General features: G+C 63.6%; 20 protein-coding genes. 12 read left to right on the top strand and 8 right to left on the bottom strand.

The annotated features are described in order from the left end of the window. Positions 1 to 106 precede the first annotated feature (106 nt). From N6L27_RS04470 to moaA, 3 genes are read right to left on the bottom strand one after another with little or no spacing between them, the layout of a single operon-like run. On the bottom strand, positions 107 to 1,165 hold the full coding sequence (locus N6L27_RS04470; protein ID WP_271905903.1) for a glycosyltransferase family 4 protein: 1,059 nt from the start codon (positions 1,163 to 1,165) through the stop codon (positions 107 to 109). Then, positions 1,165 to 2,472 carry a 3-deoxy-D-manno-octulosonic acid transferase gene (locus N6L27_RS04465; RefSeq protein WP_271905901.1) on the bottom strand — a complete coding sequence of 436 codons (1,308 nt, stop codon included), beginning with the start codon at positions 2,470 to 2,472 and terminating at the stop codon, positions 1,165 to 1,167. Before N6L27_RS04465 ends, N6L27_RS04470 begins: the two co-directional genes overlap by 1 nt. A gap of 2 nt (positions 2,473 to 2,474) precedes the next feature. Beyond that, positions 2,475 to 3,485 carry a GTP 3',8-cyclase MoaA gene (moaA, locus tag N6L27_RS04460; protein ID WP_271905900.1) on the bottom strand — a complete coding sequence of 337 codons (1,011 nt, stop codon included), beginning with the start codon at positions 3,483 to 3,485 and terminating at the stop codon, positions 2,475 to 2,477. Positions 3,486 to 3,575: 90 nt separating this feature from the next. On the opposite strand from moaA, the gene N6L27_RS04455 reads away from it, so the two are divergent. Then, positions 3,576 to 4,034 carry a hypothetical protein gene (locus N6L27_RS04455; RefSeq protein ID WP_271905899.1) on the top strand — a complete coding sequence of 153 codons (459 nt, stop codon included), beginning with the start codon at positions 3,576 to 3,578 and terminating at the stop codon, positions 4,032 to 4,034. An 86-nt stretch (positions 4,035 to 4,120) separates the two neighbouring features. On the opposite strand, the gene N6L27_RS04450 is transcribed toward N6L27_RS04455, so the two are convergent. From N6L27_RS04450 to glmU, 3 genes are read right to left on the bottom strand one after another with little or no spacing between them, the layout of a single operon-like run. Beyond that, positions 4,121 to 4,804, bottom strand: coding sequence for a DNA alkylation repair protein (locus N6L27_RS04450; RefSeq protein WP_271905897.1), 684 nt, complete (start codon positions 4,802 to 4,804; stop codon positions 4,121 to 4,123). 5 nt (positions 4,805 to 4,809) lie between these two features. Next, on the bottom strand, positions 4,810 to 6,630 hold the full coding sequence (gene glmS, locus N6L27_RS04445; RefSeq protein ID WP_271905895.1) for a glutamine--fructose-6-phosphate transaminase (isomerizing): 1,821 nt from the start codon (positions 6,628 to 6,630) through the stop codon (positions 4,810 to 4,812). Continuing rightward, on the bottom strand, positions 6,630 to 7,985 hold the full coding sequence (gene glmU / locus N6L27_RS04440) for a bifunctional UDP-N-acetylglucosamine diphosphorylase/glucosamine-1-phosphate N-acetyltransferase GlmU (RefSeq protein WP_271905894.1): 1,356 nt from the start codon (positions 7,983 to 7,985) through the stop codon (positions 6,630 to 6,632). Before glmU ends, glmS begins: the two co-directional genes overlap by 1 nt. 131 nt (positions 7,986 to 8,116) lie before the next feature. Here glmU and N6L27_RS04435 point away from each other — a divergent pair, with 131 nt between their 5' ends. Together N6L27_RS04435 and N6L27_RS04430 are read left to right on the top strand one after the other, a co-directional pair. After that, positions 8,117 to 8,779 (top strand): HAD-IA family hydrolase, encoded by a 663-nt coding sequence (locus tag N6L27_RS04435; RefSeq protein WP_271905893.1) that lies wholly within the window; start codon positions 8,117 to 8,119, stop codon positions 8,777 to 8,779. A 79-nt stretch (positions 8,780 to 8,858) separates the two neighbouring features. Beyond that, positions 8,859 to 10,052 carry a DegT/DnrJ/EryC1/StrS family aminotransferase gene (locus N6L27_RS04430; RefSeq protein ID WP_271905892.1) on the top strand — a complete coding sequence of 398 codons (1,194 nt, stop codon included), beginning with the start codon at positions 8,859 to 8,861 and terminating at the stop codon, positions 10,050 to 10,052. Here the strand turns inward: N6L27_RS04430 and N6L27_RS04425 are convergent. Beyond that, entirely contained in the window at positions 10,040 to 10,498 is a 459-nt protein-coding gene (locus N6L27_RS04425) for a CreA family protein (protein WP_271905891.1), read from the bottom strand. The genes N6L27_RS04430 and N6L27_RS04425 overlap by 13 nt on opposite strands. A gap of 304 nt (positions 10,499 to 10,802) precedes the next feature. Here N6L27_RS04425 and N6L27_RS04420 point away from each other — a divergent pair, with 304 nt between their 5' ends. Beyond that, positions 10,803 to 11,963, top strand: a complete 1,161-nt coding sequence (locus N6L27_RS04420) for an isovaleryl-CoA dehydrogenase (RefSeq protein WP_271905890.1) — start codon at positions 10,803 to 10,805, stop codon at positions 11,961 to 11,963. A 96-nt stretch (positions 11,964 to 12,059) separates the two neighbouring features. On the opposite strand, the gene N6L27_RS04415 is transcribed toward N6L27_RS04420, so the two are convergent. Continuing rightward, positions 12,060 to 12,662 carry an OmpW/AlkL family protein gene (locus tag N6L27_RS04415; RefSeq protein ID WP_271905889.1) on the bottom strand — a complete coding sequence of 201 codons (603 nt, stop codon included), beginning with the start codon at positions 12,660 to 12,662 and terminating at the stop codon, positions 12,060 to 12,062. A gap of 149 nt (positions 12,663 to 12,811) precedes the next feature. Here N6L27_RS04415 and N6L27_RS04410 point away from each other — a divergent pair, with 149 nt between their 5' ends. The 8 genes from N6L27_RS04410 (at position 12,812) to N6L27_RS04375 (ending at position 21,411) form a co-directional block, all read left to right on the top strand. Further along, the gene (locus N6L27_RS04410; protein ID WP_271905888.1) at positions 12,812 to 14,338 is read left to right on the top strand and encodes an AMP-binding protein; all 1,527 of its coding nucleotides are present in this window, start codon (positions 12,812 to 12,814) and stop codon (positions 14,336 to 14,338) included. Beyond that, on the top strand, positions 14,338 to 14,841 hold the full coding sequence (locus N6L27_RS04405) for a hypothetical protein (protein WP_271905887.1): 504 nt from the start codon (positions 14,338 to 14,340) through the stop codon (positions 14,839 to 14,841). Before N6L27_RS04410 ends, N6L27_RS04405 begins: the two co-directional genes overlap by 1 nt. Positions 14,842 to 14,917: 76 nt before the next feature. Then, positions 14,918 to 16,522 carry a carboxyl transferase domain-containing protein gene (locus tag N6L27_RS04400; protein ID WP_271905886.1) on the top strand — a complete coding sequence of 535 codons (1,605 nt, stop codon included), beginning with the start codon at positions 14,918 to 14,920 and terminating at the stop codon, positions 16,520 to 16,522. Positions 16,523 to 16,610: 88 nt separating this feature from the next. After that, positions 16,611 to 18,548, top strand: coding sequence for an acetyl-CoA carboxylase biotin carboxylase subunit (locus N6L27_RS04395; RefSeq protein ID WP_271905885.1), 1,938 nt, complete (start codon positions 16,611 to 16,613; stop codon positions 18,546 to 18,548). Between the two features lie 79 nt (positions 18,549 to 18,627). Further along, complete coding sequence (locus N6L27_RS04390) at positions 18,628 to 19,485, top strand: hydroxymethylglutaryl-CoA lyase (RefSeq protein ID WP_271906250.1); 858 nt, start codon at positions 18,628 to 18,630, stop codon at positions 19,483 to 19,485. A 20-nt stretch (positions 19,486 to 19,505) separates the two neighbouring features. After that, positions 19,506 to 20,288 (top strand): crotonase/enoyl-CoA hydratase family protein, encoded by a 783-nt coding sequence (locus N6L27_RS04385; protein WP_271905884.1) that lies wholly within the window; start codon positions 19,506 to 19,508, stop codon positions 20,286 to 20,288. A 233-nt stretch (positions 20,289 to 20,521) separates the two neighbouring features. Continuing rightward, positions 20,522 to 20,887, top strand: coding sequence for an NADH-quinone oxidoreductase subunit A (locus N6L27_RS04380; protein WP_019295998.1), 366 nt, complete (start codon positions 20,522 to 20,524; stop codon positions 20,885 to 20,887). Next, on the top strand, positions 20,878 to 21,411 hold the full coding sequence (locus tag N6L27_RS04375) for a NuoB/complex I 20 kDa subunit family protein (RefSeq protein WP_019295997.1): 534 nt from the start codon (positions 20,878 to 20,880) through the stop codon (positions 21,409 to 21,411). The genes N6L27_RS04380 and N6L27_RS04375 overlap by 10 nt, the downstream gene beginning before the upstream one ends. The last annotated feature ends 7 nt before the right edge of the window (positions 21,412 to 21,418 follow it).

Below are 21,418 nucleotides of genomic sequence, written 5' to 3'. Positions count from 1 at the left end.
ACGGAGGAGGGGGCCGTCTGCCCCCTCTTGAGCCTGCGGCTCAATTCACCCCCGAGGATACTTTCAGCCAGATGAAGAGGGATCAGGTTGCGCTGCGGCGCTGGTGTCAGTGCTCCAGCAGTTCGCGGTATATGGCGACCAGGGTTTCGGTCTCTTTCTCCAGGGCGAAATTGGTCATAGCGTGTTTGCGGGCGGCCGCGGACCACTCGGCCAGCCGGCCTTCGGTGGACAGGACTTCCTTGATTGCGTCCACCATCTGACCGGTTTCGCCCGGGTCGATCAGCAGGCCAGTCTCATGCGGCGCAATCAGCTCTTCAAAGGCGCCGACACGGGTGGCCACGGCTGGCACGCCGCAGGACATCGCTTCGAGCGGGGTGAGGCCGAACCCCTCCCAGCGCTGCGGAGCAACGTAGAGGTCCAGCGCCTGGTACCAGCGGGAAACCTCCCAGACCGGCACCTCTGGCGGGAACAGCAGGCGGTCCGATAGGCCCGCAGCCTCGACCTTGGCGCGCAGTTCTTTTTCGAACGCCACGTGTTTTTCCGTCGCGCGGCCCATCACCAGGCCCACCGCATTGGGGTGCGCCTTCAGCACCTCGAGCATGGCGTCGACAAAGACGTCGGTGCCTTTCTGCGCCCGGATCCGGCCATAGCAGCCGATCAGGATAGCGTCGTCGGGCAGGCCCAGCTCACGCCGCAGGGCGGCCTTGTCAGCGGGCGGCGAAAACTCCGCGGTATTGATCCCGTGGTGCACCACCTGCGCAGGTTTCTCAAGGTAGGCTGCGCCCTTGGCGGAGGTGGCAATCACCCGGTCCATCTGAGAGATCAGCCACTTGGTATAGCCTGAGTGGCGCCGCTGCGACGCGGAAGTGAACAACAGCTTCAGCCGCTTGCCCAGAAGGTATTTCAGCGCCAGCCCGCCCAGCATTTCAACATTGCGCCGGGCGTGCCAGACGCGGGCGCCTGAGGGGCCGTTGCGGTTCATCAGGATAAGCTGCGCGGTCGACAGATGCGGCATGTCCCCGGGCAGGCCGCTGCCAGCGGTGGCAATGGCGATCTGCTGACGCTGCAAGGGCACCAGCCGCACGATAGTAGAGGTGACGCCGGAGAGGCGGCGCTTGAAATTCGGTGCGATGACTTCGATCTCGTTGGCGTCAACCTGTGCCATCAGGGTCTCCTATCAGGCAGCAGCGCCAGCAGGGCGTCCACCGTCTTGTCCAGTTGATCCGACTGCCGCGAGATGAATGTCCCGGCGGCATCGCGGGCGGGTTGGAAGGCGTCCGGCTGCTCCAGCCACTTGGCAACCTGATCTGCCAGCTCTGCTGCGGACCGGACCTCTGCCGCGGCGCCAAGGGCGGTCAGCTCGGCATAGGTCTCGGCGAAATTATAATGCCCGATGCCGGTGATCACCGCAGCACCTGCCTGCATCGGTTCAAACGGGTTGTGGCCGCCGATTTCACGCAAGGAGCCGCCCAGGAACACCAGCGGGCACAGCGCATACCAGGTGCCGACCTCGCCGAGCGTGTCGGCCAGATAGACCTGCGTTTGGGTGCCGGGCAGCACGCCCTTGCTGCGCCGTGCGCAGCTGAGGCCAGCATCCTTGATCAGATTTTCAACCACGTCGCCGCGTTCCGGGTGGCGGGGGGCGAGCAGCAGGCAGAGGTCCGGGTGCTGCTTCAGCAGCGCCTGATGGGCTTCCAGCACGGTTTCCTCTTCACCCTCGTGGGTGGAGGAGGCAATCCAGACGGCGCGCTCGCCGATATTGCCGCGTAGCTTGTCTAGGGTGTCCTGATCGACCGGCAACGGCGCAGAGACGGCCTTTAGATTGCTGCCGGGATGGATGCGGTCCGGGTCGGCGCCCATTGCCTGCAGGCTGGCCGCGGTCTTCTGGTTCTGTGTGACCATTAGGATGAACTGATCCAGAATGAACCGTGCAGTATCCGGGCGTTTTGTCCAGCCCTCGACCGACCTGTCCGACAGCCGCGCGTTCAGCAGCACCAGCGGGCAGCCCATTTTGCGGGCGCGCACCAGCATTTGCGGCCACAGCTCGCTTTCGACAAACACCCCCAGATCCGGGCGCCAGTTGTTCAGGAAGCGGTTCACCGAGGCGGCGGTGTCCAGCGGCGGGAACTGGTGGCGGCAGCGTGGCGGCATCCTTTTGGCGATCAGCTCAGCCGAGGTGGGGGTGCCGGAGGTGATAAGGAATTCTGCGTCCGGCGCCTGTTCGCCCATGCGGGCAATCAGGGTCAGCACCGACAGGCTTTCCCCGACCGAAGCCGCATGGAACCAGATCAGCCGTCCCGTGGGTCGGGGCAGGGAGGCGTGGCCGAGCCGTTCGCGCACCCGTTCCTCCGGCAGGCCGTAATCGCGCAGCTTGCCCGCGACCTTGCGCCAGGCAAAGGGGGCAATCAGCGCGCTGACACCGCAGTAAAGGGAATAGAGCAGCGTCCTGCGCGCTGGAGCGGTCCCGGGCATAGTTAGCCGCCAGTGTGGCTCATATGGCGGGACATCTGGCCGCCGGCCTCTTGCCGCGAATAATCAAAATCATGGCCGCGGGGTTTGTCGCCGATGGCGGCGCGGATCGCGGCCTCCAGCACGCCGGTGCCTTCCTCATTGGCGCGCAGGGGCGCCCGCAGGTCGGCTTTGCCCTCCTGGCCGAGGCAGGTGTAGATCTCGCCGGTGCAGGTCACCCGCACCCGGTTGCAGCTTTCGCAGAAATTGTGCGACAGCGGGGTGATAAAGCCAATCTTCTGGCCGGTTTCCTCCAGCCGCACATAGCGGGCGGGGCCGCCTGTGCGTTCGGCCAGATCAGTCACGGTGTAGTGGTTTTCGTATTCCTTGCGCACGTCCTTCAGCGACCAGTACTGGCCGATGCGTTCCATGGCGCCGATATCCTCGCCCATCGGCATCACTTCGATCCAGGTGAGGTCGAGGCCGCGCCCGGCGCACCATTCGGTGATACGGGGGAGCTCTTCCTCGTTGAAACCCTTGAGCGCCACCGCGTTGATCTTGACCTTGAGGCCTGCCTTTTGCGCTGCATCGATGCCCTTCATCACTTGCGGCAGGCGGCCCCAGCGGGTGACATCGGCAAATTTCTGTTCGTCCAGCGTGTCGAGCGAGATGTTCACACGGCGCACCCCGGCGGCATAGAGGTCCTCGGCGTACTTCACCAGCTGCGAGCCATTGGTGGTGAGAGTCAGCTCTTTCAGTTCCCCGGTTTCCAGATGGCGGCTCATCGACTGGAAGAAGGTCATAATGCCGCGCCGGACCAGTGGCTCGCCGCCGGTGATCCGCAGCTTCTCGACACCCAGCCGGATGAAGGTGGAGCAGAGCCGGTCCAATTCTTCCAGCGTCAGCAGGTCCTTCTTGGGCAGAAAGGTCATATTTTCCGACATGCAGTAGACACAGCGGAAATCGCAGCGGTCGGTGACCGAGACACGCAGGTAAGTGATTGCGCGGGCGAAGGGATCGATAAGGGGTGCCGTCATGCCTCCTAGGTAAAGCGGGGCACCGCCCGCGGCAAGGGGGGACCGCATTTGTGACTGGCAAAGAGTTTCGCAGCTGGCTAGGGTCGCCCCATGCGTATGACAGTCATTTCCCTTGCTTCGATTTCCATGCTGGCGGCCTGCAATGGGCTGCAGCTGAATTCCTCCATTCTGAACGGCGGCGGCGGCGGCGCGCCGTCGGCGGCCGCGCCGCAGGACCCGGTGCTGCAGCCCGCGCCTGGTGTTGATGTGACCGGGGCAGAGCCGCTGGCGCCAACATCGCCCTCCGCGCCGTCCTTCCTCGGGTCCGCCACTACCGTGGCTTCGCTGGGCGATCCGTCGCTGCCGGGGCTGTGGATGGAAACGCCGCTGGTGGCGGCAGAGCAGCAGGCGCTGATCCGCTCCAACCGCAACACCCAGGTGGTGGTGACGCTGAAGCCGGCCCCGGGCGAGGCATCCGGCGGCAGCCGCCTGTCGATCGGAGCGATGCGTGCGCTGGGCTTGCCGCTGACGGAGTTGGCCGAGGTACAGGTGCTGCCCCCCGCGGGCTGAGCTGTCTGTTGAACCGGCAAAAGCGCCCGCCTGCTTTGGCGGGGCGGGCGCTGCCCGGCGGCTGCCGGGCGGACCCTTTTGCTGACCTAGATGTCTTTCAGGTACTTTGCCGCTTCCTTGCGGGCAAATCCCTTCATATCTTGCCCATGTTCCGCCAGGAAGGCGCGGGTGCGTTCGGCGTCGTGTTTGCTGAGGTCGCGCAGCCACCAGGCCACCGCTTTCTGCATGAACCAGTCGCGGTCGGGCACGTAAGCTGCCGCCCAGCCCAGGATGCGCTCGCGGGCCTCCTGATCAGCGGGCTTCAGGTTGTTCATCTTGGCCCAGGGCAGGGTTGCGACGAGTGCGGCGCGGCGGGTCCACATGTGGTCCGATTGGCTCCAGCCTTCCACCGCGTCCAGACGCGCCGGGTCCGCCAGCAGCCGCTTTGAAATGGCAGAGCAAGCGTGATCGGCAATCGCCCAGCTGTCGAACTGCGGCACCCAGGATTGCAGCAGGTCCCAGACGGCCTGATCGTCTCTGATCCGCGCTTGCGTGAGCAGTTTCCCAGCAGCGATGCGGGCCTCAAAGATATCGGTGTCCCACAGCGCGCGTGCCAGATCAACGCGCTCGGCCACGCTGAGGGATTGGCGCCAGGACTTGGTCAGCTCATTGGTGGCCGGGTTGGGCACTCCTAGCACTTCGCGGGCTTGCTTGTGATAAGACGCCATTTGCTCTGCCCGGCCGGGTTCGGCCCGGGCTTTGAGTTGAGAAAGTGCCTGCGCAGCGGTCAATGAACTCACTCCACGGTCACTGACTTCGCAAGGTTGCGCGGCTGGTCCACATCGGTGCCTTTGGCAACCGCGGTGTGATAGGCCAAAAGCTGCGCCGGAATGGCATAGAGGATCGGTGACAGCGCCTCTTTTACTTTTGGCATCCGGATGGCGCACCAGACGTCGTCGCCTGCCTCGTCGATGCCGTCCTGGTCGGAAATCATCAGCACCTTGCCCTTGCGGGCCAGGACTTCCTGCATGTTGGACACGGATTTGTCGAACAGCGAGTCCTTGGGCGTCAGCACCACCACCGGCATGTTCTTGTCGATGAGGGCAATGGGGCCGTGCTTCAGCTCGCCGGAGGCATAAGCCTCGGCGTGGATGTAGCTGATTTCCTTCAGCTTCAACGCGCCTTCCAGCGCCAGCGGGAACATCAGGCCGCGGCCCAGGAACAGTACGTCGCGCGCCTCGCTGACCTTCTGCGCCGCCAGCCGGATTGCCTCGTTCTGCTCCAGCGCTGACGACAGCACATTCGGCAGCCCGCGGATTGCGGAAGCGTATTCGGCCATTTCTTCGGCATTCATATGACCGCGGTCGCAGGCGGCCTTGAGCGCCAGTGCCAGCAGGACCGTCAGCTGGCAAGTGAAGGCCTTGGTGGAGGCTACGCCGATTTCAGGCCCGGCAAAGATCGGCAGCGCCAGATCGCTTTCCCGCGCGATGGAGCTTTCGGGGACGTTGACCACCGACAGGATCTTGTCCGCTTTTTCCTGGCAGTAACGCAGCGCCGCCAGGGTGTCGGCGGTCTCTCCCGATTGAGAGACAAACAGCGCCAGCGTCTTACCGGGGACCGGCGGCTCGCGGTAGCGGAATTCTGAGGCGATATCGACCTCGACCGGCAGGCGCGCAATCTGCTCGAACCAGTATTTGGCGGTCAAACAAGCGTAGTATGCCGTGCCGCAGGCGACCATCGTTAAGCGTTCGACTTGCGAAAAATCCACCTCGCCGGGCAGGCGCACAGCGTTCTCTTCAACCGGCAGGTAGTGGCGGATGGCTTCAGCAATCACATGCGGCTGCTCGGCGATCTCCTTGGCCATGAAATGCTTGTGGCCGCCCTTGTCCACCTGGGTGGAGTCAATCTGAATGGTCTTGGTTTCGCGGTTCACCAGCTCGCCGCGGGCATTGCGGATTTCTGCGCCTGCGCGGGTGACAACCGCGCGGTCGCCTTCTTCCAGATAGGTGATCCGGTCGGTCAGCGGCGCCAGGGCAATTGCGTCGGAACCCACGAACATCTCGCCGTCGCCATGGCCGATCGCCAGCGGAGAGCCTTTGCGGGCGGCGATGATCAGGTCTTCCTCGCCGTCAAACAGGAAGGCCAGGGCAAAGGCGCCTTCCAGCTGGTTCAGTGTCTTAAAGGCGGCATCTACGGGGGAGTGACCCTCCTTCAGATAGCGCTCCGTCATCAGGGCCACGGTTTCGGTGTCGGTCTCGGTGCGGAACTCCATGCCGCAGTTCAACAGCTCTGCGCGCAGTTCCTTGTAGTTCTCGATGATACCATTGTGCACAACGGCGACGGCACCGGCGCGGTGCGGGTGAGCATTGCTCACGGACGGCACGCCGTGGGTGGCCCAGCGGGTGTGGCCGATGCCTGCTTTGCCGGCCAGCGGCTCGTGCACCAGGAGGTCGGAGAGGTTCACCAGCTTGCCCACCGCGCGGCGGCGGCGCAGGGCGCCGTCATTCACCGTGGCAATGCCTGCGCTGTCGTAACCGCGGTATTCCAGCCGCTTCAGCGCCTCGACCAGGATCGGGGCGGCCTCGTGATTGCCCAGTACGCCGACAATTCCGCACATCACTTGGCTCCCTTCTGCAGGCGGGCCTTCTTGGCGCGCAGCATATCCATCAGCTTGCGCGCGCGGCCCGGTTTGTTGCTCTGTTCGGCGCGGGCAATGGCCAGGTCGCCGTCTTCCACGTTCTTGGTCACCACGGCGCCGGTTGCGGTCATCGCTTCGTTGCCGACCCGGACCGGCGCCACCAGCATGGTGTTCGAGCCGATAAAGGCACGGGCGCCGATTACGGTGCGGTGCTTCATCACCCCGTCATAGTTGCAGGTAATTGTGCCTGCGCCAATGTTTGTCGCTTCGCCGACAGAGGCATCGCCGATGTAGCTGAGGTGGTTGACCTTGGCGCCTTCGGCAATCTCGGCGTTCTTAATCTCGACGAAGTTGCCGATGTGGGTGTTCTCCGCCAGCTCCGCGCCGGGGCGCAGGCGCGCATACGGCCCGACTTTGGCACCGCGGCTGACATGGCAGCCCTCCAGGTGCGAGAACGCGCGGATCAGCGCGCCGCTTTCCACCGTTACACCGGGTCCAAAGACCACGTTCGGCTCAATCACGGTGTCGCGGCCGATGAAGGTGTCAAAGGCAAAATAGACGGTTTCAGGCGCCATCAGGGTGACGCCCAGCTCCATCAGGTCTGCCCGGGCGCGGGCCTGGAACAGCGCGTCCGCCTGCGCCAGTTCCGCGCGGGAGTTGACGCCCAGCGTTTCCGCCTCGTCGCAGGACACGGCGGTCACGCTCAGACCTTCGCGCCGGGCCAGCTCCACCAGGTCGGTCAGGTAGTATTCACCCGATGCGTTTTCGTTGCCGACCTTGGCAATCAGATCAAACATCGCGCTGGCCTTGCCCGCCATCAGGCCGGAATTACAGAAGGAAATCGCACGCTCCGCCTCAGTGGCGTCCTTGAACTCGACAATCTTCTCCAAGCTGTCGCCTTGCATCACCAGCCGGCCATAGCGGCCCGGATCGGCAGCCTCGAACCCCAGAACCACCAGATCGGCGCGCTGGCGGGCCTCGATCATCCGCTCCAGCGTTTCCGCACTGACAAAGGGCGTGTCGCCATAGAGCACAACCACATCGCCCGCGAACCCGTCCAGCGCGGAGCGGGCCTGGTCAACCGCATGGGCGGTGCCCAGCTGCTCCTCTTGCAGGACAACTTCGGCCTCGTCGTCGATCTCAGAGACTGCCTTGCGGACCTCATCTGCCCCGTGGCCTGCCACGATGATGGTGCGCTCCGGCGCCAGCGTGCGGCCTGCGGCCATCGCGTGCTCCAGCATCGGCGCCTGGGCAATCGGGTGCAGCACTTTGGGGAGGTCGGAGTTCATCCGCGTGCCTTTTCCGGCCGCCAGGATGACAAGGGCAATGCTCATAATCGCTTTTCTCTTTGTCTTTTTAGCGCTCCCGTTTTATCCGCTAACAGGCGGGGCGCAAGGGATAGCGCCATCAAACTAGATTGCGGGCTGCAACATGCGGTGGCGGAAAAGTGCCGAAAGGGCAGGACATGCGAACGGTAATCTTCGATCTTGACGGCACGCTGGCGGATACCTCGGGTGATCTGCTGGCCGCGGCCAATGCCTGTTTCCGGCAGATGGGCCTGGGTGACGTGTTAGACCGGCCGGAGGACGCAGCTGTTGCCCTGCGCGGCGGCCGGAACATGCTGGCGACCGGTCTCAAACGGGCGGGCCGGTTTGATCAGGCCACCGTTGATGAGTTCTATCCGGTGCTGCTGGAAGCCTACCGTGACGCCATCGACCACCACACCACGCTCTATCCCGGAGCAATGGAGGCTGTTGAAACCCTGAAAACCGCAGGATTCGGTGTTGGCATCTGCACCAACAAGCCTGAGGGGCTGGCAGAGCAGCTTATGCGCAGCCTTGGTGCGCGCGATGCCTTTGCGTCGCTGGTCGGGGCAGACACGCTGCCGGTACGCAAGCCCGACCCCGAGCCGCTGTTCGAGGCTGCCCGCCGCGCGGGAGGCGACCCGGCCCGGACCCTGCTGGTGGGCGACAGTGACACCGACCGCAACACTTCGGCCAATGCAGGCGTGCCGTCGGTGCTGGTGACCTTCGGCCCCTCCGGCGATGACATGGCAGCGTTGAAGCCGGAGGCGCTGCTCGACCGGTTCGAGGACCTTCTGGAGGTCGCAGACCGGCTGATTGCGTGATCTCGCAACTCAGTTTCGGGAAAACCGTCTGTCCTGCTTCCCCCTTGACCGCTGACGGTCCGCGGCTCACAAACGCCGCATGAGCGAGACATTTACCGGGTCATTCACCCAGCAGGAACCCATTCCCGAAGACGCCATCGAGGCCGCGCTGGCAGTGCTGCGCAGCGGACGGCTGCACCGCTACAACGTGGCAGCCGGCGAAGAGGGCGAAACCGCGCTGCTGGAGCAGGAGTTCGCGGCGCAGATGGGCGCGAAATACTGCCTGGCGGTGGCCTCTGGCGGTTATGCGCTGGCAACCTCGCTGCGGGCCGTGGGTGTGAAACCGGGCGACAAAGTTCTGACCAATGCCTTCACGCTTGCGCCGGTGCCGGGGTCGATTGCCTCGGTCGGGGCGGTGCCTGTGTTTGTCGAAGTGACCGAAGGGCTGACCATTGATCTAGACGATCTGGCAGCTAAGGCAGGGCAGGCCAAGGTGCTGATGCTGTCGCACATGCGCGGGCATCTTTGCGACATGGACCGGCTGATGGAGATCTGCGACGCGGCAGGCATCACCATGATTGAGGATTGCGCCCACACCATGGGTGCCAGCTGGAACGGCATGCTGTCAGGCCGTCATGGTGCTGTTGGCTGCTACTCCTGCCAGACCTACAAGCATGTGAATTCCGGCGAGGGCGGGCTGCTCATCACCGATGGCGAAGAAATTGCCGCCCGCGCCATCATGATGTCCGGCTCCTACATGCTCTATGGCCGCCACTTGGCTGCGCCGGGACCTGAGGTGTTTGAACGGGTGAAATACGAAACCCCCAACATCTCCGGCCGCATGGACAATCTGCGTGCCGCCATCCTGCGGCCGCAGCTGCATGATCTGGACACGCAGGTACAGCGCTGGAACGACCGCTACCGCGCGGTGGAGGAGGGGTTGCGCGGCACACCGGGCCTCACCGTGGTGGAGCGCCCTGCGCAGGAGGTCTATGTCGGCTCCTCGATCCAGTTCCTGCTTCTGGACTGGAGCGAAGAAGCCGTTCAGGAGGCTGTGCGCCGCTGTGCTTCGCGCGGGGTGGAGCTGAAGTGGTTCGGCACGCCGGAGCCTGTTGCCTTCACTTCCCGCTATGACAGCTGGCGCTATGCGGACACCCCGCGGCTGCCGCAAAGCGACCGCATCCTTGCGGGCATCATCGACATGCGGGTGCCGCTGACCTTCAGCCTGGAGGACTGCGTTCAGATCGCCCGCATCATCCGGGCAGAGGTTTCCGCCGTCTATCAGTCCGCCTGATACAGCGGCACCGTCGAGATCGAGACCTTGGCCGACCCGTCTGTCAGCTCTGCCGCGTGGGCGGCATAGATCAGCGTTTGGTTGGCCTCGTCGAATATCCGCTTCACCCGAAGCGATTTCAGGATGATCGAGCGCGACGCGCGGAACACATCCTCGCCATCACGGCCGCGGTCAATGTCGCCCACTGTGATCGGCCCGGTCTGGCGGCAGGCGATGGAGGCGTTTGACGGGTCTTCAAACCAGTTGCCTTTGGACAACCGGTCCAGCAATCCGCGTTCGAAATAAGCAATATGACAGGTTACGCCTTCGACCTTGGGGTCGGCGATGGCCTCGATGATGATGTCATTGCCCACCCAGTCCACGCCAATCTTCCCCACTTCCTCTGCATTGGCAGGGAGGCTCAGCAGGCAGAATGCGGCGGTCAGGGCGTGGGTTGCTCGTGTCATTTGGAACTCCTCTGGATTACAGGCAGGCACGGTTTTCCGCGTCTGTCTCTTAACGCCCGCAAGCGGGAAAAGATCCCTGCCGGCTGAACTGCCAACCGGAATTCTACGAGAATTCCGGCCCGGAAAACACGTGTTTTCCGTTCCGTTTTCCGTGCAGGAAAACGGAGTCTTCTGGTTTCAGGCGGTCATGCGGCTTGGACGCTGCGTCCGTGGCTGCTGGACCGCCATTGACCCGAATCGAAGGCTCCTCTATTGAATTGAACAACTGTTCATATAATCGGCTCTGGCCTGGAGGATCCGCGGGATGTTCAACGCAAGCATGACTTTCGATCTTGGTGAGGACGTGAACGCGCTGCGCGATGTGGTTCACCGCTGGGCGCAGGAGCGCATCAAGCCGATGGCGCAGGAGATCGACCAGAAGAACGCGTTCCCGGCGGAGCTGTGGCAGGAGATGGGTGAGCTGGGGCTTCTGGGCATCACCGTGCCGGAGGAGTTTGGTGGCGCCGGCATGTCCTATCTGGCCCATACTGTCGCGATTGAGGAAATCGCTCGAGCCAGCGCCTCTGTGTCGCTGTCCTACGGCGCGCATTCCAACCTCTGCGTCAACCAGATCAAGCTGAACGGCAACGCCGAGCAGAAGGCGAAATACCTGCCGCGGTTGCTGTCCGGCGAGCATGTCGGCGCGCTGGCAATGTCCGAGGCGGGCGCAGGGTCCGACGTGGTGTCGATGAGTCTGCGCGCGGAGAAGCGGAATGACCATTTCCGCCTGAACGGCAACAAGTACTGGATCACCAACGGACCGGATGCCGACACGCTGGTGGTCTATGCCAAGACCGATCCGGAAGCGGGCTCCAAAGGCATCACTGCCTTCCTGATCGAGAAGGAATTCAAGGGTTTCTCCACCTCCAAGCATTTCGACAAGCTGGGCATGCGCGGCTCCAACACCGCTGAGCTGGTGTTCGAGGATGTGGAAGTCCCATTCGAGAACATCCTGGGCGAAGAAGGCAAGGGCGTGCGCGTTCTGATGTCCGGTCTGGATTATGAGCGCGTGGTGCTTGCTGGCATCGGCACTGGCATCATGGCTGCCTGCATGGACGAGATGATGCCCTACATGAAAGAGCGCAAGCAATTCGGCCAGCCGATCGGGAACTTCCAGCTGATGCAGGCCAAGATTGCCGACATGTACACCGCAATGAACACCGCACGGGCGTATGTCTATGAGGTCGCCAAGTCCTGCGACAAGGGTACCGTGACCCGTCAGGACGCAGCTGCCTGCTGCCTCTATGCTTCTGAGGTCGCCATGACCCAGGCGCACCAGGCGGTGCAGGCCTTTGGCGGCGCGGGCTACCTGTCCGACAACCCGGTCGGCCGCATCTTCCGCGATGCCAAGCTGATGGAAATCGGCGCGGGCACCAGTGAAATCCGCCGGATGCTGATCGGCCGCGAGCTGATGGGCACCATGTAAAAACGAGAACCCCGCGCTATCACAAGGAATGCGCGGGGCTGAAACAGGCCTGGCAGCACGAGGCAAGCCGCCAGGCCTTACTTGGATAACCAAGGATCAGAAGCGGTGCACGTAAGCGAAGTTCACGACAACCGGATCAATCTCAGCGGTGCCGATGGCGGCGCCGTCCAGGGTTGCGTCGGTGTCGATGTCCATCCAGCGGACGTTGAACCGCAGCGCGCCATTGTCAGAGATCTGGTAGTCGGCCCCGGCGTTCACCGCGACGCCAAAGCTGTCGTCCAGCTTGAGCGTGCCAAGCGCGGTCTCTTCCTCAAAGAAGGTGGTGTAGTTCAGGCCAAGGCCAAGGAACGGCTTGATCACTCCCTGGGTGGGGAAGTGGTAGTTGACCGACAGGGTCGGCGGCAGCTGCTTGGCGGAGGCCGCATAGGCACCACCCAAGTTGACGTCATGCTTAAACGGCGTGGCCGCCAGCAGTTCGACGCCCCAGTTGTCACGGAAGAAATACTCAACGGTCAGCGACAGTGCGGTGCCGTCATCAATGTCAGCCAGCGCGCCGGCCAGGGTGCCATTATCGGATTTCGGGTTCACATTGGCGATGCCGACGCCGACAGTCCAGTCGCCTTGCTCCTGAGCAAGTGCGGGGGCGGCCAGCGCGGCCAGGGCGGAGGTCAGCGCAAGCGCGGAAACCATGCGTTTCATGGGGTGCGTCCCTTTTCTTGTGTTCACCTCGACGTGATGCGCCCGAAACGGGTGTCAAACCCTGATCTGAGTCAAGTCGGCGTGCTGTTAGCCTTTGAAAATGCAGTAGAAAATTGCATACCGGCTATGCGTTTCGGGAATGTCTAAATATGCATCAAATTCGTAACATTCCGGGGCTTCAAACAGATGGCAGCTGGGACTTGCCAGGACGGTTGAATATGGCTGCGCAATGCCTGGCGCAGCCAGCCGATGCGCTGGCACTGATCGACATGACCACCCCTGCGCGCCGGGACATTTCCTATGGCGAACTGGCAGCAATGACCGACGGGCTGGCGCGCTACCTGCTGAACCGCATTCAGCCCGGCGACCGCGTGGGCGTGCTGCTCAGCCAGTCGCCCTGGTGCGCGGCGGCGCATCTGGCGGTGTGGAAGGCCGGCGGCATATCGGTGCCGCTGTTCAAGCTGTTCAAACAGGATGCGCTGGCTTCACGGGCCGGAGATGCCGGAGTGCGGTTTGTCTTTACCGATGCCGAGGGCGCGGACCTGCTGGGGGATCTGGCCGAGGCCGTGATGGCGGATACAGTCGGCATTGATGGCGCGCAGGTGCCCTTCGCGGACACGGAACCGGATACCCCAGCCGTTCTGATCTACACCTCCGGCACCACCGGCAGCCCCAAGGGCGCGCTGCACGGCCATCGGGTGCTGACCGGCCACCTGCCGGGTGTTGCCATCAGCCATGATCACCTCGGCCAGCTGGATGATGTCCTTTGGACCCCGGCGGATTGGACCTGGATCGGCGGACTGTTCGACGTGCTGATGCCGGGCCTGGCGCTGGGCGTGCCGGTGGTGGCCGCGCGGCTGGACAAGTTCACGCCGGAGGGCTGCGCGGAGCTGATCGCGCAGGCAGGCGTGCGCAACATCTTCTTTCCGCCGACCGCGCTCCGCATGCTGAAGGCCGCCGGGCAGGGGCTCAGCGGCCTGCGTTCTGTTGCCAGCGGCGGAGAGCCCCTGGGCGCGGAGATGCTCGCTTGGGGCCGGCGTCAGCTGGGCGTGACCATAAACGAATTCTACGGCCAGACCGAATGCAACATGGTGGCCTCCTCCTGCGCCGCTGAATTCGAGCCGCGCCCGGGCTGCATCGGCAAAGCGGTGCCGGGGCATGAACTGGCGGTGATCGACGCGGCAGGCAACCCTACGCAAGGCGAGGGCGACGTCGCCATCCGCCGCGGTTCGGCCTCAATGCTGCTGGAATACTGGAACCGGCCCGAGGAAACGTCGGCCAAGTTCCGCGGCGACTGGCTGGTGACCGGCGACCGCGGCATCTGGGAGGGGGATTACCTGCGTTTTGTCGGCCGCGAGGATGATGTGATCACCTCCGGCGGCTACCGCATCGGCCCGGCGGAGATCGAGGATTGCTTGCTGACCCATCCGTCCGTCGCGACGGTGGGCGTGATTGGCAAGCCGGATGAGCTGCGCACCGAGATCGTCAAGGCCTATGTGGTGCTGAAACCCGGCGCCTCAGCCTCCGAGAGGGAACTGCAGGACTACGTCAAGAACCGCCTCGCACATTATTCCTACCCGCGCGAAGTGGCGTTCCTGGACGCACTGCCGATGACGGTGACCGGCAAGGTGATCCGCAAAGAGCTTAAGGCGCGGGCAGCTGGGGAGATGAACTGATGAAACAGCCGGTCCTTTCCGTTCTTTCAGCCTGTGCTTGCGCTTTTGGCGCGTCTATACCACTTACTGCGGCAGGTGAGGAGACCCCCGTTTTTGATACAGCCGGTTTTCTGAGCGCTTGCACTGGATTTGTTCCCGATGTTGGCTCTGCGGTGCCCATGGACACTCAATGCGTCTCGCAAGCCGTCCGCATGTGCAACATGAGTCAAGAAAACAAGACTTTACAGTACTGTGTTGATAGCGCCGCGGCGTGGTTGGAGGCGGATGGAGCGCGCATCGTTAGCCAGATGCCCGGCTTCGACAAAAGCGTTCTTGATGGCAACGGGCCTGCAGGTCTGTCGCTGTCCATGCCTGCTTTGGGTGACGCTCCCGATTGTACCGAGATTTCGGACCCCAATTTGCCTGCCGAATTAGTGTGCCGCTATTCGGAAGCACTTTCAGAATGGCTCAAACTAAGAGTTCTGATGCGCAGTAAAGATATGACCGGGGAGGCAAGCCAATGATCCAAGGTGTTGCATACCCGGCGTAGGCTGCCCCAACCGGAAATAAAGATCTCAACCCTATAACGGGAGAGTGGACATGAAACTCACATCCAAGGCGATGCCCTCCTCGGAAGGCTTCAAGCAGAACCGCGAGGCGCATCTGGACGCGCTTGCGCAGATCAGCGAGGCGGCAGAGGCCGCGCGCATGGGCGGCGGCGAGAAATCCCGCGCCCGGCACGAAAGCCGCGGCAAGATGCTGCCGCGCCGCCGGGTGGCGAACCTCTTGGACCCCGGCTCCCCGTTCCTGGAAATCGGCGCCACTGCAGCGCACGCGATGTATGAAGGCGCCGCACCTTCGGCTGGCGTGATCGCGGGCATCGGACGGGTGCATGGCCAAGAGGTCATGGTGGTCTGCAATGACGCCACTGTGAAGGGCGGCACCTATTATCCGATGACGGTGAAGAAGCACCTGCGCGCGCAGGAGATCGCCGAGGAAAACCGTCTGCCGTGCATCTACCTGGTCGACTCGGGCGGTGCCAACCTGCCCAATCAGGACGAAGTCTTCCCCGACCGCGACCACTTCGGGCGCATCTTCTACAACCAGGCCCGGATGTCGGCCAAGGGCATCCCGCAAATCGCTGTCGTCATGGGCTCCTGCACCGCGGGCGGCGCCTATGTGCCTGCGATGTCGGATGTCACCATCATCGTGAAGGAACAGGGCACCATCTTCCTGGCCGGCCCGCCGCTGGTGAAGGCCGCCACGGGCGAGGTTGTCAGCGCCGAGGATCTGGGCGGCGGCGATGTGCACACGCGCCTCTCCGGCGTGGCGGATTATCTGGCCGAAGATGACGCTCATGCGCTGGCACTGGCGCGGCGTGCGGTGCAGTCGCTGAACATCACCAAACCGCTGACGGTGAACTGGGCCAGTCCCGAGGAGCCCGCCTACGACCCCGAGGAAATCCTCGGCGTGGTTCCGGGCGACCTGCGCACGCCTTATGACATCCGCGAGGTGATCGCGCGTCTGGTCGACGGCTCCCGCTTTGACGAGTTCAAGCCGCGCTTTGGCGAAACCCTGGTCACCGGCTTTGCCCACCTCAAGGGCTGCCCGATCGGCATCATCGCCAACAACGGCGTGCTGTTCTCCGAAGCCGCCCAGAAAGGCGCGCATTTCGTTGAGCTTTGCAGCCAGCGCAAGATCCCGCTGGTGTTCCTGCAGAACATCACCGGCTTTATGGTGGGGCGGAAGTACGAAAACGAGGGCATCGCCCGCCACGGCGCCAAGATGGTGACGGCGGTGGCGACCACCAATGTGCCGAAAGTGACGATGCTGGTCGGCGGCTCCTTTGGTGCCGGCAACTACGGTATGTCTGGCCGCGCCTATTCCCCGCGCTTTCTGTGGACCTGGCCGAACTCCCGCATCTCGGTGATGGGTGGCGAGCAGGCCGCGGGCGTGCTGGCGACCGTGAAACGCGACGCAATCGAACGCCAGGGTGGCAGTTGGAGCACCGAGGAGGAAGCGGAATTCAAACGCCCCACCATCGAGATGTTCGAGGAACAGAGCCACCCGCTTTATGCCTCCGCGCGGCTCTGGGATGACGGCATCATCGACCCGCGCAAATCCCGCGATGTGCTGTCGCTTTCGCTGAGCGCGGCCCTCAATGCGCCTATCGAAGAAACGCGCTTCGGCGTCTTCCGGATGTAAGATCCGCACTTCATCTGGTTAAAAATATCCCCGGGGGTCCGGGGGCAGGCAGCCCCCGGTCCAGAGATCCAGACAAAGGACCAACCCCATGTTTGACAAAATTCTGATTGCCAACCGCGGAGAGATTGCCTGCCGCGTGATGGAAACCGCCCGTGCCATGGGGGTGCGGACCGTGGCTGTATACTCCGATGCCGATGCGGCTTCGAAACATGTGGCGCTGGCGGATGAGGCCGTGCACATTGGCGGACCGGCCCCGGCGGACAGCTATCTGAAGGGCGAGGAAATCATCCGTGTTGCCAAGGAAACCGGCGCACAGGCGATCCATCCGGGGTACGGCTTCCTGTCGGAAAACCCGAAATTCGTCGAGGCGGTGGAGACCGCGGGGCTGGTCTTTATCGGTCCGTCGGCAGACGCCATTCGCAAGATGGGCCTGAAGGACGCAGCCAAGGCGCTGATGGAGGAGGCCGGCGTGCCGGTGGTGCCGGGCTATCACGGTGCCAACCAGGACCCGGAGTTTCTGGCCGGCGAGGCGGAGAAGATCGGCTATCCGGTGCTGATCAAGGCAGTTGCCGGCGGCGGCGGCAAGGGGATGCGGCTGGTCGAACGGCCCGCCGAATTTGCCGATGCCCTGAGGAGCGCGCAAGGCGAGGCGACCACCGCCTTTGGCAACCCGGATGTCTTGATCGAGAAATACATCCAGCAGCCGCGGCATATCGAGGTCCAGGTTTTTGGCGACGGCGAAACAGCGGTGCACCTGTTCGAGCGCGACTGCTCCCTGCAGCGGCGCCATCAGAAAGTGATCGAAGAGGCGCCCGCGCCGGGGATGACCACCGAGATGCGCAAGGCGATGGGACAGGCCGGCGTCCGCGCGGCCGAAGCCATCGGCTACAAGGGCGCAGGCACGGTAGAATTCATCGTCGACGGCTCTGACGGGCTGCGTCCCGACGGGTTCTGGTTCATGGAAATGAACACCCGCCTGCAAGTGGAGCATCCGGTGACCGAGCTGATCACCGGCGTCGATCTGGTGGAGTGGCAGCTGCGCGTTGCCTCGGGTGAGAGCCTGCCTGCCAAGCAGGAAGACCTCACCATCACCGGCCACGCATTTGAGGCGCGGCTTTATGCCGAGGACGTGCCGAAGGGCTTCCTGCCTGCAACCGGCACGCTGACGCATTTGTCTTTCCCCGCTGAGGCCCGCGCCGACAGCGGCGTCAGGGCAGGGGACACCATCAGCCCCTGGTACGACCCGATGATCTCCAAGGTGATCGTGCATGGTTCCACCCGCAAGGTGGCGCTGTCGCGGCTGGCCCGCGCGCTGGAGGAAACGCAAGTTGGCGGCACTGTCACCAACCTGGCCTTCCTTGGCGCATTGGCGGCGCATGAGGGGTTTGCCAATGGCGACGTGGACACCGGCCTGATAGCCCGCGATCTGGACGCGCTGACCGCGGCGCCGGTGGTGGAGCTGCGCCACAAGGCGGCGGCCGGCATGGTGGCGCTGGATCTGGTGGAGGCTTCTCCGGACACCGGCTTTACCCTTTGGGCGCCCTTGCACCGGGCCGTTGCCCTTTCCCACGCGGGAGAGGAGTTTACGGCGGATGTGCAGGTGGACGGGCCGGACCGGCAGCTTTGGACCATTGATGGCGAAACTGTCGTGGCCGAACGCAGCCAGGGCCAGTGGCGCATCGGTGAGCGCCGGATGCCGGCGGTGTCGCAGTCGGGAACGCTGATCACCGTGCATGACGCCTATGGGCTGGAATTCACCGCGATTGACCCGCTGGACCGCGATGCGGCGGCAGGCGGCGACAGCAATGTGATCGAGGCGCCGATGCCGGGCCTCGTGAAGGCGGTCTTTGCCGAAGCAGGCCAGGCGGTGAAAGAGGGCGACCGGCTTGCCATTCTGGAAGCGATGAAGATGGAGCATTCGCTGCTGGCAGCGCGCGATGGTGTTGTGGCCGAGGTTCTGGCCGCTGCAGGCGGTCAGGTTGAGGCCGGTGCAGCGCTGGTGCGGCTGGAAGAAGAAGACGGCTGACCCGGGTCCGGGGCGGCGCGCCTGCCGCCCCTGCTGTGGTTTGAGTATTTCTGGAAAGATGAAGCCGAAAGGGCATTCCATGGGCGAATTTGCCGAAATCTTCGAGGTTGGCCCGCGCGACGGGCTGCAGAATGAAAAGCGGGAGATCCCGGTTGCGGAAAAGGTGGCGCTGACTGATTGCCTCAGCCGCGCGGGGTTCAAACGCATCGAGGTCGCCAGCTTCGTATCGCCCAAATGGGTGCCGCAGATGGCGGGCAGTGCGGAGGTGCTGGCAGGCATCACCCGCGCGCCTGGTGTGCGCTATGCAGCCTTGACACCTAACATGCGCGGCTATGAGGATGCGGTCGCTGCCAAGGCGGATGAGATTGCAGTCTTTGCCTCCGCTTCCGAAGGGTTCTCCAAGGCCAATATCAATGCCAGCATCGAGGAAAGCATCACCCGTTTCCTGCCCATTCTCGACGCAGCCAAGAAGATCGGCTTGCCGGTCCGGGGCTATGTCTCCTGTGTGACCGACTGCCCATATGACGGAGCCACGCCGCCCGGAAAGGTGGCCGCGGTGGCTGAACGGCTGTTCTCGCTCGGCTGTTACGAGATCTCGCTGGGCGACACCATCGGGCAGGGCACCCCGGAGGCGATCACTGCGATGCTCAAGGCTGTCACCGCGCGGGTGCCCGCGGCACAGCTTGCTGGCCACTACCACGACACCGCGGGCCGGGCGCTCGACAATATCGAGGCCTCGCTGGCGCAGGGCGTGCGGGTGTTCGATGCGGCTGTCGGCGGCTTGGGCGGCTGTCCCTATGCGCCGGGGGCGGCGGGCAATGTGGCAACGGAAGCGGTGCACAAGCGCTTGACCGGACTGGGCTATGACACCGGCCTGAATGCGGAGGTGCTGGAAGAAGCCGCCGCGCTGGCCCGGGCCATGCGCGGCCTGCAATAAGATTTCACCGGAGACACAAGATGTTCGAGACAATCACCCTGGACACCGACGCCCGTGGCGTCTGCACACTGACCCTGAACCGGGCCGAGAAGCACAATGCCATGTCCGGCCAGATGCTGCAGGAGCTGACCATGGCGGCGAAGCGGCTGGCGGAGGACGACACGGTTCGCGTGGTGGTGCTGACCGGTGCCGGCAAAAGCTTTTGCGCAGGCGGCGATCTGGGTTGGATGCGGGCGCAGATGGATGCCGATGCTGAAACCCGGGCACGTGAGGCGCGGGTGCTGGCGGAAATGCTGATGGCGCTCAACACCCTCCCGAAGCCGCTGATCGGCGCGGTGCAGGGCAACGCATTCGGCGGCGGTGTCGGAATGGCGTCGGTTTGCGACGTGGCCATTGGTGCGGATCATCTGAAGATGGGCCTGACCGAGACCAAGCTGGGACTGATTCCCGCCACCATTGGGCCTTACGTGATCGCCCGCATGGGTGAAGCCAAGGCGCGCCGGGTGTTCATGTCGGCCCGCCTGTTCGGTGCGGCGGAGGCGGTCGAGCTCGGGCTGCTAGCCAAGGCCGTGCCCGCGGAGCAGCTGGCCGAGGCGGTTGAGGCGGAGGTTGTCCCCTATCTGAACTGCGCGCCCGGCGCGGTGGCGGCGGCCAAGAAGCTGGCCCGCGATCTGGGCCCGCGGCTGGACGACGGCGTGATCGACCATACAATCAAGGCGCTTGTGGAGCGCTGGGAAGGGCCGGAAGCAGGCGAGGGTATCGCGGCGTTCTTTGAAAAACGCAAACCAGTCTGGCAAAGCTGAAAAGCAGCAAAATTGACTCACGTTTTTCAGGCGGCTGCAGTTTCCCCTGCGGCCGCTTTTCTTATGAAAACACTTGGGAATTATCCCTGTGTTGCAACAGTGCTTTTTCTATCCAAACCCCTGTGGATTAACCTCGCTTTAGTTGACGCTCCCCGGGTGCGGAGGTATGCACAGTTCAAATCAACACGCCAATTGACGCCGCGCGGAAATCCGCCCGGGGAAAGGAGCTGCTCTTGGAAGAGATGTTGAGGGAATACCTGCCGATCCTGGTCTTCCTGGCCGTCGCGGCAGGTTTGGGGATTGTCCTTATCCTGGCAGCCGTCGTACTGGCGGTCCGCAACCCGGACCCGGAAAAGGTCAGCGCCTATGAATGCGGTTTCAACGCCTTTGACGATGCCCGCATGAAATTCGATGTCCGGTTTTATCTGGTGTCGATTCTCTTCATCATTTTCGACCTGGAAATCGCTTTCCTGTTTCCCTGGGCCGTCGGTTTCAAGGATATCAGCGACCTCGGCTTCTGGTCGATGATGGTGTTCCTGGGCGTGCTGACCATCGGCTTTGCCTATGAATGGAAGAAAGGGGCCCTGGAATGGCAGTGATGACCGGACCCAATACGGCGGGCGTGGACAAGGAAGTTGTCACCCGGGCCATCAATGCTGAGCTTCAGGACAAGGGTTTCCTGCTCACCTCGGCTGAGGACATCATCAACTGGGCGCGCACCGGTTCCTTGCACTGGATGACCTTCGGTCTGGCCTGCTGCGCGGTGGAGATGATGCACACCTCGATGCCCCGCTATGACGCCGAACGCTTCGGCATCGCGCCGCGCGCCTCGCCGCGCCAGTCGGATGTGATGATCGTCGCAGGCACCCTCACCAACAAGATGGCGCCGGCCCTGCGCAAGGTCTACGACCAGATGCCCGAGCCGCGCTACGTGATCTCGATGGGCTCCTGCGCCAACGGCGGCGGCTATTATCACTACAGCTACTCCGTGGTGCGCGGCTGCGACCGGGTTGTGCCGGTTGACGTTTATGTGCCCGGCTGTCCGCCGACGGCAGAGGCGCTGCTCTATGGCCTGATGCAGCTGCAGCGCAAGATCCGCCGCACCGGCACCCTGGTGCGCTAAGGAGGGG

Source organism: Leisingera sp. SS27 (genome assembly GCF_028368855.1).
Taxonomy (GTDB): Bacteria; Pseudomonadota; Alphaproteobacteria; order Rhodobacterales; family Rhodobacteraceae; genus Leisingera.
Note: the sequence above shows the minus strand (reverse complement) of the source record. Positions and strands in the feature narration are given on the sequence as shown.

Coding starts and splice junctions, on each gene's coding strand:
- N6L27_RS04435 (WP_271905893.1), top strand. CDS start 8,117: ATGCGAACGGTAATCTTCGATCTTGACGGCACGCTGGCGGATACCTCG.
- N6L27_RS04420 (WP_271905890.1), top strand. CDS start 10,803: ATGTTCAACGCAAGCATGACTTTCGATCTTGGTGAGGACGTGAACGCG.
- N6L27_RS04385 (WP_271905884.1), top strand. CDS start 19,506: ATGTTCGAGACAATCACCCTGGACACCGACGCCCGTGGCGTCTGCACA.
- N6L27_RS04415 (WP_271905889.1), bottom strand. CDS start 12,662: ATGAAACGCATGGTTTCCGCGCTTGCGCTGACCTCCGCCCTGGCCGCG.
- moaA (WP_271905900.1), bottom strand. CDS start 3,485: ATGACGGCACCCCTTATCGATCCCTTCGCCCGCGCAATCACTTACCTG.
- glmS (WP_271905895.1), bottom strand. CDS start 6,630: ATGTGCGGAATTGTCGGCGTACTGGGCAATCACGAGGCCGCCCCGATC.
- N6L27_RS04470 (WP_271905903.1), bottom strand. CDS start 1,165: ATGGCACAGGTTGACGCCAACGAGATCGAAGTCATCGCACCGAATTTC.
- N6L27_RS04390 (WP_271906250.1), top strand. CDS start 18,628: ATGGGCGAATTTGCCGAAATCTTCGAGGTTGGCCCGCGCGACGGGCTG.
- N6L27_RS04455 (WP_271905899.1), top strand. CDS start 3,576: ATGCGTATGACAGTCATTTCCCTTGCTTCGATTTCCATGCTGGCGGCC.
- N6L27_RS04405 (WP_271905887.1), top strand. CDS start 14,338: ATGAAACAGCCGGTCCTTTCCGTTCTTTCAGCCTGTGCTTGCGCTTTT.
- N6L27_RS04430 (WP_271905892.1), top strand. CDS start 8,859: ATGAGCGAGACATTTACCGGGTCATTCACCCAGCAGGAACCCATTCCC.
- glmU (WP_271905894.1), bottom strand. CDS start 7,985: ATGAGCATTGCCCTTGTCATCCTGGCGGCCGGAAAAGGCACGCGGATG.
- N6L27_RS04425 (WP_271905891.1), bottom strand. CDS start 10,498: ATGACACGAGCAACCCACGCCCTGACCGCCGCATTCTGCCTGCTGAGC.
- N6L27_RS04395 (WP_271905885.1), top strand. CDS start 16,611: ATGTTTGACAAAATTCTGATTGCCAACCGCGGAGAGATTGCCTGCCGC.
- N6L27_RS04410 (WP_271905888.1), top strand. CDS start 12,812: ATGCATCAAATTCGTAACATTCCGGGGCTTCAAACAGATGGCAGCTGG.
- N6L27_RS04375 (WP_019295997.1), top strand. CDS start 20,878: ATGGCAGTGATGACCGGACCCAATACGGCGGGCGTGGACAAGGAAGTT.
- N6L27_RS04400 (WP_271905886.1), top strand. CDS start 14,918: ATGAAACTCACATCCAAGGCGATGCCCTCCTCGGAAGGCTTCAAGCAG.
- N6L27_RS04465 (WP_271905901.1), bottom strand. CDS start 2,472: ATGCCCGGGACCGCTCCAGCGCGCAGGACGCTGCTCTATTCCCTTTAC.